The organism is Ruegeria sp. CG4 (genome assembly GCF_056537185.1).
Map to the genome: position 1 here is coordinate 112,703 of NZ_JBQFRB010000008.1, position 13,807 is coordinate 126,509.

The 13,807-nt window shown below is 55.8% G+C and carries 15 protein-coding genes; 10 read left to right on the forward strand and 5 right to left on the reverse strand.

The features are described 5' to 3' along the window. The first annotated feature begins 23 nt into the window (after window positions 1-23). On the forward strand, window positions 24-1,001 hold the full coding sequence (locus tag ACR0J2_RS18610) for an AraC family transcriptional regulator (RefSeq protein ID WP_171676790.1): 978 nt from the start codon (window positions 24-26) through the stop codon (window positions 999-1,001). A gap of 46 nt (window positions 1,002-1,047) precedes the next feature. Beyond that, window positions 1,048-2,112, forward strand: a complete 1,065-nt coding sequence (locus ACR0J2_RS18615; protein ID WP_480813463.1) for an alpha/beta fold hydrolase — start codon at window positions 1,048-1,050, stop codon at window positions 2,110-2,112. Between the two features lie 112 nt (window positions 2,113-2,224). On the opposite strand, the gene ACR0J2_RS18620 is transcribed toward ACR0J2_RS18615, so the two are convergent. Then, entirely contained in the window at window positions 2,225-3,136 is a 912-nt protein-coding gene (locus ACR0J2_RS18620; RefSeq protein WP_480634877.1) for an alpha/beta fold hydrolase, read from the reverse strand. A 320-nt stretch (window positions 3,137-3,456) separates the two neighbouring features. Beyond that, on the reverse strand, window positions 3,457-4,482 hold the full coding sequence (locus ACR0J2_RS18625; RefSeq protein WP_171676786.1) for an ankyrin repeat domain-containing protein: 1,026 nt from the start codon (window positions 4,480-4,482) through the stop codon (window positions 3,457-3,459). 340 nt (window positions 4,483-4,822) lie between these two features. Between ACR0J2_RS18625 and ACR0J2_RS18630 the strand changes: the two genes are divergently transcribed. The 3 genes from ACR0J2_RS18630 to ACR0J2_RS18640 all read left to right on the forward strand — a co-directional run bounded on the left by ACR0J2_RS18630 (window position 4,823) and on the right by ACR0J2_RS18640 (window position 6,304). Beyond that, window positions 4,823-5,128 carry an ArsR/SmtB family transcription factor gene (locus ACR0J2_RS18630; RefSeq protein ID WP_253762237.1) on the forward strand — a complete coding sequence of 102 codons (306 nt, stop codon included), beginning with the start codon at window positions 4,823-4,825 and terminating at the stop codon, window positions 5,126-5,128. 221 nt (window positions 5,129-5,349) lie between these two features. Next, window positions 5,350-5,682, forward strand: a complete 333-nt coding sequence (locus ACR0J2_RS18635) for a YegP family protein (protein ID WP_171676784.1) — start codon at window positions 5,350-5,352, stop codon at window positions 5,680-5,682. Between the two features lie 304 nt (window positions 5,683-5,986). Further along, window positions 5,987-6,304 carry a bactofilin family protein gene (locus ACR0J2_RS18640; protein WP_171676782.1) on the forward strand — a complete coding sequence of 106 codons (318 nt, stop codon included), beginning with the start codon at window positions 5,987-5,989 and terminating at the stop codon, window positions 6,302-6,304. A 139-nt stretch (window positions 6,305-6,443) separates the two neighbouring features. On the opposite strand, the gene ACR0J2_RS18645 is transcribed toward ACR0J2_RS18640, so the two are convergent. The 3 genes from ACR0J2_RS18645 to ACR0J2_RS18655 all read right to left on the reverse strand — a co-directional run bounded on the left by ACR0J2_RS18645 (window position 6,444) and on the right by ACR0J2_RS18655 (window position 8,467). Beyond that, a complete protein-coding gene (locus ACR0J2_RS18645; RefSeq protein ID WP_171676780.1) occupies window positions 6,444-7,784 on the reverse strand; it encodes a DUF7986 domain-containing protein in 1,341 nt (446 codons plus the stop codon). A 120-nt stretch (window positions 7,785-7,904) separates the two neighbouring features. Continuing rightward, window positions 7,905-8,141 (reverse strand): DUF6429 family protein, encoded by a 237-nt coding sequence (locus tag ACR0J2_RS18650; protein ID WP_171676823.1) that lies wholly within the window; start codon window positions 8,139-8,141, stop codon window positions 7,905-7,907. A gap of 32 nt (window positions 8,142-8,173) precedes the next feature. Continuing rightward, window positions 8,174-8,467, reverse strand: a complete 294-nt coding sequence (locus ACR0J2_RS18655) for a hypothetical protein (RefSeq protein WP_371810755.1) — start codon at window positions 8,465-8,467, stop codon at window positions 8,174-8,176. A 260-nt stretch (window positions 8,468-8,727) separates the two neighbouring features. Between ACR0J2_RS18655 and ACR0J2_RS18660 the strand changes: the two genes are divergently transcribed. The 5 genes from ACR0J2_RS18660 (at window position 8,728) to ACR0J2_RS18680 (ending at window position 13,645) form a co-directional block, all read left to right on the forward strand. Beyond that, window positions 8,728-9,033 (forward strand): WGR domain-containing protein, encoded by a 306-nt coding sequence (locus ACR0J2_RS18660; protein WP_480813464.1) that lies wholly within the window; start codon window positions 8,728-8,730, stop codon window positions 9,031-9,033. A 526-nt stretch (window positions 9,034-9,559) separates the two neighbouring features. Next, a complete protein-coding gene (locus ACR0J2_RS18665; RefSeq protein ID WP_253762224.1) occupies window positions 9,560-9,964 on the forward strand; it encodes a DUF3768 domain-containing protein in 405 nt (134 codons plus the stop codon). A gap of 253 nt (window positions 9,965-10,217) precedes the next feature. Then, window positions 10,218-12,083 carry a ParB/RepB/Spo0J family partition protein gene (locus ACR0J2_RS18670; RefSeq protein ID WP_171676775.1) on the forward strand — a complete coding sequence of 622 codons (1,866 nt, stop codon included), beginning with the start codon at window positions 10,218-10,220 and terminating at the stop codon, window positions 12,081-12,083. A gap of 176 nt (window positions 12,084-12,259) precedes the next feature. Then, window positions 12,260-12,796: a hypothetical protein gene (locus ACR0J2_RS18675; protein ID WP_171676773.1), complete on the forward strand. Its 537-nt coding sequence runs from the start codon at window positions 12,260-12,262 to the stop codon at window positions 12,794-12,796. A 246-nt stretch (window positions 12,797-13,042) separates the two neighbouring features. Then, on the forward strand, window positions 13,043-13,645 hold the full coding sequence (locus ACR0J2_RS18680) for a class I SAM-dependent DNA methyltransferase (protein WP_171676771.1): 603 nt from the start codon (window positions 13,043-13,045) through the stop codon (window positions 13,643-13,645). Window positions 13,646-13,807: the final 162 nt, after the last annotated feature.

Consider the following 13,807-nt stretch of genomic DNA (forward strand, 5'->3'; position numbering starts at 1 on the left):
CCCGGTCCGCCCGAGGGGACGCAATGACGGAAAACACCACGAACATGATGGCCGATACCGTTCGGGTTTTGCCCGTGAACGGCATAGAAGCCATGCAGGAAGGCGTCAAAGGCGCGTCGGTTGAACCTACACAACTTGGCAAGGGTGCGGTCAGGGGAAAGCTGACCTTTGCGGACCTTGGAGGTTCAGATCTGACCATCGGGCGACTTAGCGGGTCGCTGGCTATCAACGGACCGCTGTCGCAGGACCGACTTGTGCTTGGCGTATTACTGGAGGCCAACGACACATCGCGGCAGTGGTCAACCTCCACCCGTACAGGCGATGTCGGAGTGTTCCCGGCTATGACAGAGCATGCATCAAGGTATTCAGGCCAGTCCGGCTATCTGACAATATCAGCCGATCTGGACGACATTCGTGAACGTGCCAAATTCCACGAAATACGGCTGCCGCGGAAGTTCTGGCGCAGGGGGCAAATGTATCGGGGATCGATTAACGCGATGCGACATCTTTTGAAGACCAGCCAATCAATCGAAGCGGCGTTGACAGATTCACGACATTCGATCTCCATTCCGTCAGCCGCAGCATCTGCAAGGCGTGAGATTATTGATGCGTTTCTGTATAATTTCGATGGCGCCGTCGGCCTGGAACAACTACGCCATGTCGCTTTCAGGGACCCTCAGCGGGTTGTCCGGCAAGCACAGGAGTACATCTGGCAACACTCGCATCGCGCCGTCAGCCTGGAGGAGATCTGCGGGGACCTGCGCCTGTCAGGGCGTAGTTTGCATCGCGCCTTTCATTCGGTTCTGGATATCTCTCCGGCGGCATATGCGCGAAACTGGCGGTTGACGCAGGTCAGACGCCATCTGGCACAATCGAATGGTGCGGATGTAAGCGTAACTGAAATTGCTACCAGATTTGGCTTTTGGGAGCTCGGTCGGTTTTCCGCGCAATTCAGGGCATTGTTTGGAGAGCTTCCCAGCCAGGTTCTGGCGCGCCAGTAGAAGTTGATCGGTTGTCATTATTGCCTTTCTACAACTCCAAAAGTTGATGATGCGCGAACGTCTGTTATGGGGAAGCTGCACTGCGGCGTTTAATGACTTGGCCGAGGGCGGCTTTGGGCCGGTTGTTTATGTCCTTGAGAATAGGGCGGGGATGTATGCTGAGACGGTTCCAAGTTCTGCGCTCGAGTCTACAAGGGAAGTCGGCTGTGGCAGCATGCATTTGTATAAAGGTCGTGCTAAAATCTGTTCGTCTGTTTGGACGGGGGAAATCATGCCGACAGCCATTCTGAACGGCGCGAAAATTTACTACGAAGATACTGGTGGCGAAGGCGAAGCGGTCTTATTCTCGCATGGCCTTCTGTTCAGCGGGGCCATGTTTGAAACGCAGGTCGCTCACTTGAGGGACCGCTTTCGCTGCATCACGTACGACCATAGGCGTCAGGGACAAAGCAGTGTGACCGAAAGTGGTTATGATATCGACTCGCTGACCGCCGATGCCGCAGAACTAATCAGAAGCCTGGACGCGGCACCTTGCCATTTTGTCGGCCTGAGCATGGGTGGGTTCGTGGGCATGAGACTGGCAGCTCGTGAACCAAGCCTTTTGAAATCGCTGACGTTGCTTGAAACCAGTGCTGATCCTGAAGAGCCAAAAAATGCTCCCAAATATCGAATTTTGAACTTTGTGGCGCGATGGATCGGATTATGGGCCGCCATCAATCAGGTCATGCCAATAATGTTCGGTCGCTCTTTTCTTGCCGATCCAGAACGAGCGGAAGAAAGGAAAAGGTGGTCAAAGGCAATTGTGAGCAGCCATCGGATCGGGATCACACGGGCGGTCAAAGGTGTGATTTCCAGAGAAGGCTGCGCCGAACTGCTTGGGAAGATAAAGGTTCCGGTCGGTATTGGCGTCGGAGACGAAGACATCGCAACGGTTCCGGAGAAATCACATCGAATACATAACTTAATCGCAACCTCAGAATGGGTTGTTTTCAAGGGAGCTGGCCATTCCTCTTCGATTGAAACACCTGATCAGGTGACGGCGTTGATAGAGCGTACAATTCAGAGAACTTTGAACGGTAGATCGGCGAAGACGTTACACCGCCGCCAATGATAGAATGAGTTTATCTATCTATTGCTTTAATTGGATACGGGTGGGTCCTCGAAGGCGTTTGAACATGGGGCAGGGCTTGCCGCAGTCGCTATTGGGTCTGCTGTCAGCCCCCTCAGCCGCCGCTGGCAAGGAATTCTTTGATCCTCGCATTCAGGGTTGCGGGTGCGTCCTCGTGGATGATGTGTGACCCATTTTCGATGATTTCGACACGTGCATCAGGCAGCCGTTCGCTAAGTCCATTGATTAGCAGCCTGAACAAGTGCGGACTATCACCTCCGCCTATAAGAAGGACCGGCATATGGATATCCGAAAACGATGTTCCGATAAGATCGGGGAAGCCATGATACAGTGAGAGGGCTCTGTCAGGCCCTCGGTTGTCCCAAACTTGAGCGTATCGTTCCTCCGATAGCGCCTCGAAGTATCTGTCACCCAAAACCCCTCGGCCAAACTTTTCAACGGCCAACTCATCATCGCCGGTCCGAAACGCCTTTTCAGATGGGCCTACGGTACCTATGCCAAACTTAATGATGTCAAACGCAAGCCGGGGCGCAGAGAACAAAAGGCCGATCAACTGGGCAGGCTTTGGCGGAATACTCACGTGCATTGAGACAGCAGGCGGTTCAATGAGGACGAGGCTGCGGAACATTTCCGGCACCTGCTTGGCCGCTAAGAGTGAAACAAGGCCGCCCCACGAATGCCCCACGACGTGCGCTGGTCCTGCATCCATCACTTTGATCAAACTCGCCAGATCTTCCACATGCACCTGGATTGGGTCCCTGGCATCGGTTGGTATCGGAGCGTTCGGGACATGATAGCGTCGACTGTAGGCAATCGTGCGATAGTTTTCCGAGAAAACGCCAAGCTGTTGGGACCAAGTGCGCACGTCCGAGGCGCTGCCGTGCACAAAAACCAGGGGCTCGCCTTCACCCTTTTCGAAGGTCGCAAGAACGGTGCCGTTCACTTCCACTGACTTGGCTTCATCCAAATCGAGCATGGTTACAAGAATATCGCAATCTAGCTTCATTGTTAACGGCAGCTTCGGCGGCCGCACTGCAGGTGCGGCTTTGCAAGATCAACGGCGGGTTTGGGCCGCGAACTTCTGCAAGAAGATCCGTGACACGCTCAGACGCTGCACTGAGTCCGAGGTCCTCTTCTAGTCCCTAGCAGGCAGTGAATGCACGGCGCGGTGGGGAACGGCAGCAATCCTGATATCTATGATTTTCTGGGTTGGCACGAAGTGCGCATCACAAGCACTCGCGTTTAAGGCAAGTAAACCTCTCGCTCAGAAATGCGAAACACTTGATGGGCTTCGAGGCCGGGATGAGGGTATCTAAGCCGGGCGCGTTACTCCCAACAAGCCCGCGTGCCGGACCGCGCGCCGGCAGCATCGAGCAGCGCCAAGATCTCTTCGTGGCCTAGATCGGCGGCAAACCAGCGCGCGGTACGTCCGTAAACATCGGCACGGTTAAGGCCATCGGGGTCCGATATCGCAATGATCCGCTCTACCATCGTCTGATCATCGCGCCAGGCGGCCGCCATCAGGGGCGTCTGACCCAGCGCGTTGATCTGGCCGGCATAGTGGGGCAGCAGCGCTTTGGTGGCGAAAAGCTCGTAGAGCCCGTGCTGCTGTCGGTCGATCGCGTCGAAGAGGAGTGGTCTGAACTTCTTGTTCTGGCTCATGTCACGTATCCAGGTCTTCTCGAACGCCTCGTCGCCGGTTGAATTGAGTAGAAGCGGCAGGCTCGGCACCCCTGGGTCGTCCAGCGCTCGAATCGGGCCGGGCACCAAGATCGTTGCAGCCTCCACTTCGAGGATGGGGCCCACATTCTGGTTCTCATAGACCACACCTGTCACCTCAACCTCGGCCCCTAGGGGAAGCTGCAGATCTCGGTTGTGGTGGAACTCGGTTTCGAACTTCGAAAACAAGAGCGGGACTTGTTGTCCGTCGGGCGTGTCGATCCAGACGTCCCAGCTCGTGGCATAGCCTGTCTCCTCGTTGAATTGGCCGAGCCTCAGGCCCGCCTGGACCGTGCCCGTGAGGCTCTGCCGGTCGCCCCAGCAGCTTCGCGCCGTCCGCATCACCGCACGTACGATGACAAGGCGCGGTTCGTTCGCGTCGAGCGTTACGGACCAATCCAGATTTTCCACAGGGCCCCAGAGCAGCTCGAGCGCGGCGCCGATGGGGCTCTCTACCTCTGGGCCCCCGACCACATTGGCGCCACGGGCGAGTGCGGCCTCGACGCCCGCGATATCAAGAGCTTCGATCGCGGCGATCAGGGCGTCCTCAGCGGGACCACCCCGTGCCGGTGCGGCGAGTGTCAGCAGGAGCCCTAGGACCCAGGCTCCTTTTATGCGATGCGATCCGATCATCTTTGGCTCTCCTTCGTGCTAGACCCTTTTACCAGGCGGGAACATGCACAGAAAGGAAGAGGATAACTGCAACCAGCATCAACGATGCGGCGAATGACAGGTTTGGTGAGCTGCACCACGGCGTGGCTGTATTCGATGAAGGTCCGGAGTGGGCCTAGCGTGAGCGTTTCATGTTCAGTGAAGTTTTCAATTTGTAAGTTCCTGCTGAGTTTCCCGTAGCGGGCGTAGTTTTATCGGAACCAATCCACTGGTTGGGCGGTGATCGGCGAATTTTTCGCCGTGTCGAGACAGTGCTTAGAGTTCGTGATATCAAGATTTATCGTTCTTTTGGGAGCGCCACTTGAAACCCGATCTCAGCAAAAACGCCCTTGAGGCGACCGATTTATTAAAGGCCATGGCGCATGACGGCCGTTTGCAGATCTTGTGCCTGCTTCTTGGCGGTGAGAAATCTGTCAGCGAAATCGAAACCACCTTCTCCATGCGGCAGGCAGCAGCTTCCCAGCAGCTTTCACGTCTGCGCCTCTCTGGTTTGGTTGAGTCAAGGCGCGACGGGAAAAGCATCTATTACAGGATTGCGGACGAACGAGTTTCGGCGATTGTGGAGGTCCTGTACGATCTGTTTTGTAGCGAAGATGTGGAAAAGTGATCTGCGTTCGATGCGGTCATAACAGGGCTGGACCAAACCGGACTGACGAAAACGCAGCGCCTTTTCCGTCTTTTCTGAGCAACTAGTTTGAAACTATGGGCGCTGTTTCTAAACTCACCAACTGGATGACATAGTTTTTTTTGTTTTTTTGCCTTGTGACGAACCGGTGAACATAGCAACGTCGTGTCGAATTTTTGTTCAACTATAAAGAGGTAGATCACATGGCTGGGAAATTTGAGATCTTTGAAGACAAGGCGGGAGAGTTCCGGTTTCGGCTTAAAGCCGGAAATGGCGAGATTATCTTGGCCAGCGAAGGTTATGTACAAAAAGCAAGTGCCGAGAACGGTATCGAGTCAGTGAAGACAAATGCGCCAAATGACGACCGGTACGAGCGTAAGGAGACGAAGTCAGGCGGGTATATGTTTAACCTCAAAGCCAGCAATGGTCAGGTGATCGGCACCAGCGAGAGCTATACCAGTGCATCCGCTCGGGATAATGGAATTGAGTCTGTAAAACGAAATGCGCCAGACGCGCGTGTCGAAGACCTGACCTGATCAGACAAGAACAGCAACGGCTGTTGGTTCCTCGCGTTCATCCTATCACGGCGACTATTTCAAACAATTGTTGAGATTTGTGCGCCGGTCTGAAGATGCACGCAGGGCTTTTTGAAGTCAGCCTTCTGCGCGCAGCTGCCTTGTACGCTCCGCGTTGACTTCTGCTGCCGAGTACGGCGGTCCGACATGAATATCCGTCGCTAGAGGCGGATATTCGCCCTGTGATCAAGTCAATTTCCCTGCAGGTGGTCAAATCCCGACTTGCATCTTAGGGTCGCCGTTGTTTCAAGCAGAGGATCTCAACGTGGCCAACTCAATAGTTGAAGAAGACCTGACAATCGAAGGCAATGTCAGCTCCAACGGAGGAGGTGTTGACGTCAAGGGCAATGTGGTTGGGGATGTCAGTGCTGACGCGATTACCGTTCAGTTGGGCGGATCTGTAGATGGCGCGTTGTCAGCAAAGCAGATCACGATAGAAGGCAAGCACAATGGCAGCTTGAGTTGCGACGATCTGAAGCTTGCCTCGAGCGCACAAGTTCAGGCCGATGTCGTGGCCAGGATGATGGAAACCGAAAGCGGCGCCCAGGTTGTGGGCAAGGTAAATATCACCGGGGCGCAATAGAACCCGTCCGGGATTGGTCTGTTTCTTAACGATCGCCGAGCCTGTGAAGAAACTTCGGGTGTTCCGAGACGCGCTGTGGCGGCAGTTTCTCTGCAGACCGAATGCCCGAACACGGACCACGTCTCAGCACCGCGCGGGATTATTTCCGGTATTCTGACAGCCCAAGCTCGTCCCACATCCAGCCGAAATCATAGTCTGCAACGGGCGAGCCTGTCTGTCGGGCACTGCGGTTCTCAATTGTCTTCAACCAGTCAATGACTTTGTTCTTACCCTTGGCACTGCGAACGGCCTGGCGCGGGGTCTTGTCTCCCAGCGCCGGGATTGGCTGGTCGAGCGTCTCACGGTAATGCTGATCGAGATACTCCTGGGCGAGTTGCCGGGCTAGGGCAGGGGGGATGTCCTCATCTGCAGCGAGTCCGGTCTCCGGTTTTTCCTCTGCCATCATCTGTTCGACGGTCTGGATCGCTGTCAGCGGCGGCTTCACCAGATCACCTAGCAGCTCAAGGATGTATGCTTCGCCGCGTCTCGCACGCGCGACTGAATCTACAGATAGCGTCAGCGCCCTGCCTTTCAGGGACAGAGACCCGAGGACGGCAGCGCCAGACATCGACTTGTCCAGGACCAGGCCGGTCCCGCGTCGCGGACGGCTTGCGTTGTCCAAAGCCAGCCACGTCCATTCTTTCTGACCCGAGGCCACGAGTTCATCGGCCTGCAACAGTCTCTCTGAAACCCGGTTTTGTGTAACCCCGGTGACAAGCGGGAAGCGCAGCTCGTGGAAGATCAGGTCGTCGCCATCGCTGTTGCTGATCTGCGGTGGTACCGGATCCAGCAGGTTTGGCAGATGTGCAAAGAGCCAGGCATTGGCAAAAAGTGGTGCAGAGCGCCCTAACTGGTCCTGCGTCAGTCTCAGGTCATCATCAGCGTTCAGCTTCAAGACGGACCGAAGCCCATCTTCGAAGAACGCAACGGCATCGGCGTTGAACGGAAGCAGTGCGCCTGAGATTACATTGTGATCGCCCTGCGGGACGATCCGAACAGCGATGCGGTCCCATTGCTGCAACATTTGCGTAGCACTGTGTTCCCGAACGGTGACGGGGTCCGCGTCTGAGAGCAGATCCGTCAGCACCATCGATTTGCCTGGTACGATCTTGCTGACCTCATAAAGGCTGACCGGCGCGTCCCGCAATCCGGCGATATAAGCTCGGGTCTGGGCACTCTCCTTCGATCCCTGTCGCTTCAGATAGACATCAGCAGCGTTTTCACTAGCCGGTCCGAATGTCCTGCCCAGCAGATCTTCCAGCCCGCCACCCCTCAGGACTATTGGCCAATCGTCGCCAAGCACTTCGCCCAGCACTTCGAAGTCGAGATCGAATGTCTCGAGGGCTGGCAGAAAATGCTCTTCCAGGACATCCGCAAGCCGCTCGTGCCAAATGTCATCGCGGGTGATGAACCTTATGAGCCTGTCAAGATCATGTCCCATCGACCTGCGCCTTTCATCATCAATTGCCGAACAGCTGCGACCTAGCGCAGATTGTTGCCATCAGCCAGATGTGAGACCTGCACTGGCGCAGATTGACTCGGCGGTCATGCAGCGGAAACGCTATTGCCCAGGCTTCTGAACAAAGAGTTCTGTGAAGAGCGCTTCTGATCGGCGCAGCCCATCCTCGGTCAACACCACTGACTTCACCTTCCCTTTAGGGTCCAGGATCAATCCTTTCTGGTGCAAGCGGTTGAGCGCGCCCCAGTCAAAACCTTTCCAGGCACGCCGCTCGTCATGCAGTGTCAACCAAAGCAATGCCAGAACCGCGTCATCTACCTTGTCTTCGTCGAGTTCCATGACAACAGTGGAGGCAATCAAGGTCGGGTCCGTCAAGGTTTATTGCTGTCGATCCAGCGGGACATCATAGAGCGATCCCGAAAGCACTCGTCGGGTACAGCGCGACGCCTGATCCGCGCAATACGCTCGGCGAAAGCCACCTGTTTGGAGCTTGGTCGGGTATCGCGGACGCGCGGCATAGAGCGCTGTGTGTCAATCCACTGGCTCAAAGCCCGGCGATCCTGCTGGATCTCCCAGGGTAGAACCACGTTCTGCAGCTCTGCGATTTTACGTGCGTAAGCGAGTTGTTTGGCGGTTGCTGGCAGTGTTGCCTGTGTCTCTGAAATGGCAGTTTCGGACATCTGCTTTCCCCTTCGACGGTTCTGTAATTCTTAGAACAAAAGAGGGGTAAAAGCAAGTATGTTGTGGACAGAGCCATCTAGTACACAAGATGTAGTGCTGGTATGTTTCTGGCGGGCTGAAAGCAATTCAGAGCACCCCACTGCTGACAGTGTCAGTCAAAAAGTAGGCAGAGACCCGCGCCTGACAGGCCGATGTTCGTTCAGCAGGTGGAGGTCCCATTGAGGATCAGAATCCATTCCGACGAATGGATCTTGCAAAGTCATTGGACAGGCGGTCTGAATTGACCGACAATCCCGTCATGGAGCTGACAGACACCACACCTGTCCACCTGATCCATGTGGATCCAGACGTCAACATGGCGCGGTTCTATGGAATAGAGTTGCAGCCGACGCTGTTTGGGGAAGTGTCTGTTCTTCGCACCTGGGGACGTATTGGCACAAACGGGCAAGCCATGATGGTGACGTATGATGACGAAGCCCTTGCTAGTGAAGCGCTCCATAATCTCGAACAGCAAAAGCTCCGTCGAGGGTATGTTCCGGTCGGTGAGTGACTTCGGGCTGCAATTTGTTTCTTTGGCAAATCCCGAGCCTGTCGGCTCGTGAGCGTGCTCTTGGTTCCAGCCGGCAGGCCGGCTTCCACCCAGAACACCCCTGCATGATCTCCCTGACGCAATAGCCCCTGAACCGTCTTTTGCGAGCCGGGGCAGGGGCCTTGGATCATGGTCGGTTCATGCTGTGGTGATCTGCCCATGCGGGTTTCGATCCCTTTTGCGCTTCCGCAGGATCAAAGATCCCTTGGCTTCTTTTGTTGGTCAGGCGGGATTTGGACAAGCCAAACGCCACCCGACGTCAGGGGGAAGGCGCGGCCTCCCCCCTCGGACAAGACAAATAGACAAGACCGTGTCCTCGCGCGCCTGCGCTGCGGGCCGCACCACTCTTGTCGATTTGTCCTGTCTCGCCCCTCTCCGCGTTCGCCACGTGGCAGGTTTTAGAGACGACGCCCTTTCAGGGCTTTGCTCAAAACCAGCACCAAAGGGGATCAGCCCCGGAGGTCGCACCACAAAAGGAGAGACGGTTTTGAACATCGAAGCGACAAAAGAAATCGAGACTGACGCGAGCCTGCAGGCGGCAGAGATTGTGGCCCAGAATGACCTGTTTCGGAAAGCCCTGATTGATCCGAACGCAGCAATCGAGATGCATTCTAAGGGAATTCAGGGTCAGGTTTTTGTCACGCCCGGCGTGTCAGGCGAAGGGCCGGAGTTCCAGGCAGCGGCACTGGCGGCCGTGTCCACGGATACGCACTTTGCCGAAGGCAATGACCCCTATGGCGATCACACTTTTGGGGCGGTGACAGTCCGTGACCAGAAGCTGTTCTGGAAGATCGACCTTTACGACGCGGACTACAAATACGGCTCCGACCGTCCGTTTGATCCGGCAGTCACGCGCCGCGTTCTGACCATCATGTGCCCCAGCGAATACTGAGACCAGCCTTGTCCCAAAGGGACTGGGTCTGCACGTGCAACCTGCGCAGGAAAGGAGGTGAAATCATGCCTGCAAATATCATCGAACAGCGAACACGTGAAGCTGCGGAATTGCTCAAGAAGGGAGGCCTGTCTGCAAACATCGCCCTCCGCTTCTTGAAACAACACGTAGCCGCTTAAGCGGCCCCGCCTTACCCCCAAGGGGGTAGGGCACCCTTACCACGATCTCAAACTCTGAAACAAGGATTTGCCCCATGAGCAAACTTGAAACATTCGCCGCACCGGAAACCATCGAAACTGTTGCCCTGTCTGATCTCTACCTGTCTGACATCAACCCCCGTCAGGAGGTTGCGGAGGAAGGCATTGCCCTCTTGGCCGACAGTCTGGTCATGTGCGGCCTGATCCAGAACCTGAGCGGGTTGCGCGATGCGGATGGCAAAGTCGCTATCGTTGCCGGTGGTCGCCGCTTGCGCGCCTTGAACATCGCTGTGACCGAGCGCGCCGATCTGGCACAGGTTCCCGTTAAGGTCACGGACAACGCGTTTGTTGCAGAGCAATGGGCCAATGCAGAAAACACCGCCCGCGAAGAACTGGACCCGGTGGACGAGGTCCGCGCTTATGGCAAGATGGCCGAGAAATCCCTGTCTGTTGCCAAGATCAGCAATGCGTTTGGCGTGACGGAGGCCCATGTGCGCCGCCGCCTCGCGCTTGCCTGTCTGCCCATCGCCGTTCTTGACGCGCTCAAGGCCGGTGAGATCAGCATGGGGCTGGCCAAAGCCATGACGGTCAGCACCGAAGAAGAGAAAATTCTGGAGGTTCTGGAACAGGCCAAAGACTGCCGGTGGTTCAGTGAGCATGATGTTAAACAAGCCCTCACGTCCGAAGCGGTCAGCAGCACCAATCGAAAGGCAGTGTTTGTGGGACAGGAGGCCTATGTTGAAGCCGGTGGCACGGTCACTGCTGATCTCTTTGCTGATGAAACCCTATTCAACGAGGGCGAGCTACTGGATCATCTGTTTGCTGAGAAACTGGCGGCAGAAGCGGAAAAGCTGCGTGAAGCGGAAGGCTGGGACTGGGTGGACACCCATGATGAAAGCTACATTCCCTATGGGTTCTCGGGGACCGAAGGCATGCACCGTCTTGAGATGGTGAGCCGGGACTTCACGGAAAAACAGGCCGAACGGTATGACGAACTTGCCGAACTCCATGAAGCCGAGGCTCTGGACGAGGCTGGCGACAAGGAACTTGCAACGCTCGAAGACTATGCCGCGCCGTTCTATTCTGACGAGCAACGCAAGCTGTCCGGCGTGTTTGTCTATGTCGGCAACACTGGCGAGATCAAAACATCATCGGCCTATGTCGCGGGAGAACATGTGCAGGCCGCCATTGAGGCCGGTGTTCTGGAACCAGTCAAAGAGACAGAGGTCAAAGAAACACCGAAACCGGCTTATTCGCAGAAGTTCATCGACGACATGGTAGCGATCCGGCTGGCAGCAGTGCAGACGGCCCTGCTGGACAAGCCGGATTATGTGCTGAGCCTGTTTGCCTTCTATGCCACCCCGGCCTCCGGTCTGACCTGCAACCTGTTCGGGTTTGGCTATGGTGGCGCTGAACGGAACACGCCCGAGGTCGATGACCAGTTCATCCTCGACCCCCGCCTTGGCGGGGAACAGGATGCGGCGGCAGAGGCAGCCTATGACCAGTTCCACGAGATGGCCGCAAAAGGCAGCGTGGAGGCGTTCAAAGCGTTTCGCGATCTGGGCAAGAAAACCCGCAACGGTGAGATCACAGCCTTTCTGGCCCGGCGGTTCCTGACCCAACGCCCAGAGTTCATGGCTGAGATCGAGGCTGAGATTGGAGCAGACATCCGCGCGATCTGGACACCTTCGGCTGAGAATTGCTTCAAGCGGCTGAAAGGCTGGCAGCTGGATGACCTCTATAAAGACCTGCTGGATTTGCACATAGATACCGACATGTTCAAAACCTTCGCGAAATCCAAGAAGGGCGCGAAGAACGAAGCGATGCACAAGCTCTTCAATGATCCAGAGCATCAAAAGGCACTGGGCGTGACCGAGGCACAGAGAGCCCGGATCGATGCTTGGGTACCTGAGTGCTTCTGAACCAGCAGGGCAGGGCGCATAACGCCCTGCCAATCAATCTCCGGCTGTGTCAGCCGCAATGATGAAAACTCAAAGTGGCATTGCGTGAACAACCCGTCGAGACTATCCATCAAAGGCCGGTCGCCTATCACATTTTCAAAGGCAAGAACTTCGCAGAAACGGATTTGGAAAACCCCATGAAAACCCCATCGAACAAGCTCGAGAAAGCCGCCCGCCGTGTTTGGAAGTCCGCGCAGATGTTTGTCGGGTTTCATACGGATCAGAAGGGCAAGCCGCGCACACAGCCGAAGCTCTGGCCGCCAAAAAACGGGAGCGCGTCGATCCATGGTGATCCCAGCGCGCAGGAGGCCATCGTGGTCGTCAAAGCCGCTGATCCGGACGAGGTACAGGACGTGCAGATCAAGCTGCACCCAAACCGCATTGTTGTGCGCCGCGATGCAGATGCCTGGTGGCAGGGTGTCGCTGTAGATGAGCATACCGTGACAGTTCGAATGGCCGACAACACCATCATCGAAATCCGCCATGACGGATCGGTGAAGCGCCGCTCGGCAGAAGATGAAACCCATGTCGAAGCTGATGGCAGCATCTTCAAGTTCACGGAGTTTGCCGAGGCGCATATGACGGGTGACGGGGTGGAAATGACCCGCCGTACTGAGGATCGCATTGCCACGATCACAGCCGATGGTGTTGTCGATCGCGCGCGCAGGCGGTAGCCTGATCTCAATACCTCAAGACTTTCCTTTGGTTAAACTTGCGGCCCGCTTCGGTGGGCCTCTTTCTTGTGTGCAAGATCGTCGGCAGAGGCTTGCCGAGGTCGCCTCTATTCCCTCCATATGCCATTCCAAACCCATGTTGACTGTTGTCGCCAACCTAGCCAATGTCGCGCGTTCGTATCGATGCGTCTGCGTCAGCGCAGATGTGTTGGGGCCGATGCAAACCCACAAGGAAACGCAAGCAACATGACTGATGACTGGAACGACTATGCCGATGGTTGGGACGACAATAGCGACGTCAGACGCTATGCGCGTCGCGCTTTTGCCTCGCTCGACGACCACTTGAGTCTCCGTGGGAAGGATTGGCAATCAAATCGCGTGCTCGACTTTGGATGTGGCACCGGATTGCTGACGGAGAAGATTGCACCGCATGTGGAGGAAGTTGTCGCGGTTGATACTTCGGAGAATATGATTGCGGTCCTGCACGAAAAGCAGCTGCACAATGTTAGAGCAGTGCATGGAGATATTCTGGCTGGAGATGTTCCGGGGCTCAAGAACGGGTTTTCAGGTTTCGATTTGATCTGCGCTTCATCCGTTTGCGCCTTTCTTCCCGATTACAGTAGCGCTGTGGCAGTGCTAGCGGGCTTGCTCAACAAAGGCGGGCATTTGGTTCAGTGGGATTGGCAAGCGTCAGATGATGGCGGTTTCGGATTGACGTTGAATCAAATGAAAGCCGCGTTGGAGGCGGCAAGGCTTGGTTCACTTCGCGTCGAACGGATATTCGAGTTCAAATCTGATGAGCAAGTCATGCCTGTTTTGATTGGAGCGGGGATTCGAAATACAGACTGATCTTGTGTTTGGATGAGTGAACAACCATTGCGCCCAATTACCTGACCTTTGGTGTGGCTCGGGCAGCAAAGTTCAACTTAGAGATTTAGCACCGGTTATTGGTCAGACTCCGCCATTTCAAATTGTGTCCGGCTGATCACCTGATCCGCACAAGCGCGGATC

What these genes read in the sequence shown, in the direction of transcription:
- ACR0J2_RS18635 (WP_171676784.1), top strand. Translation starts at nt 5,350, where the DNA reads ATGGCTGGGAAATTTGAGATCTTTGAAGACAAGGCGGGAGAGTTCCGG.
- ACR0J2_RS18620 (WP_480634877.1), bottom strand. Translation starts at nt 3,136, where the DNA reads ATGAAGCTAGATTGCGATATTCTTGTAACCATGCTCGATTTGGATGAA.
- ACR0J2_RS18650 (WP_171676823.1), bottom strand. Translation starts at nt 8,141, where the DNA reads ATGGAACTCGACGAAGACAAGGTAGATGACGCGGTTCTGGCATTGCTT.
- ACR0J2_RS18675 (WP_171676773.1), top strand. Translation starts at nt 12,260, where the DNA reads ATGAAAACCCCATCGAACAAGCTCGAGAAAGCCGCCCGCCGTGTTTGG.
- ACR0J2_RS18645 (WP_171676780.1), bottom strand. Translation starts at nt 7,784, where the DNA reads ATGGGACATGATCTTGACAGGCTCATAAGGTTCATCACCCGCGATGAC.
- ACR0J2_RS18610 (WP_171676790.1), top strand. Translation starts at nt 24, where the DNA reads ATGACGGAAAACACCACGAACATGATGGCCGATACCGTTCGGGTTTTG.
- ACR0J2_RS18670 (WP_171676775.1), top strand. Translation starts at nt 10,218, where the DNA reads ATGAGCAAACTTGAAACATTCGCCGCACCGGAAACCATCGAAACTGTT.
- ACR0J2_RS18615 (WP_480813463.1), top strand. Translation starts at nt 1,048, where the DNA reads ATGATGCGCGAACGTCTGTTATGGGGAAGCTGCACTGCGGCGTTTAAT.
- ACR0J2_RS18625 (WP_171676786.1), bottom strand. Translation starts at nt 4,482, where the DNA reads ATGATCGGATCGCATCGCATAAAAGGAGCCTGGGTCCTAGGGCTCCTG.
- ACR0J2_RS18680 (WP_171676771.1), top strand. Translation starts at nt 13,043, where the DNA reads ATGACTGATGACTGGAACGACTATGCCGATGGTTGGGACGACAATAGC.
- ACR0J2_RS18660 (WP_480813464.1), top strand. Translation starts at nt 8,728, where the DNA reads ATGGATCTTGCAAAGTCATTGGACAGGCGGTCTGAATTGACCGACAAT.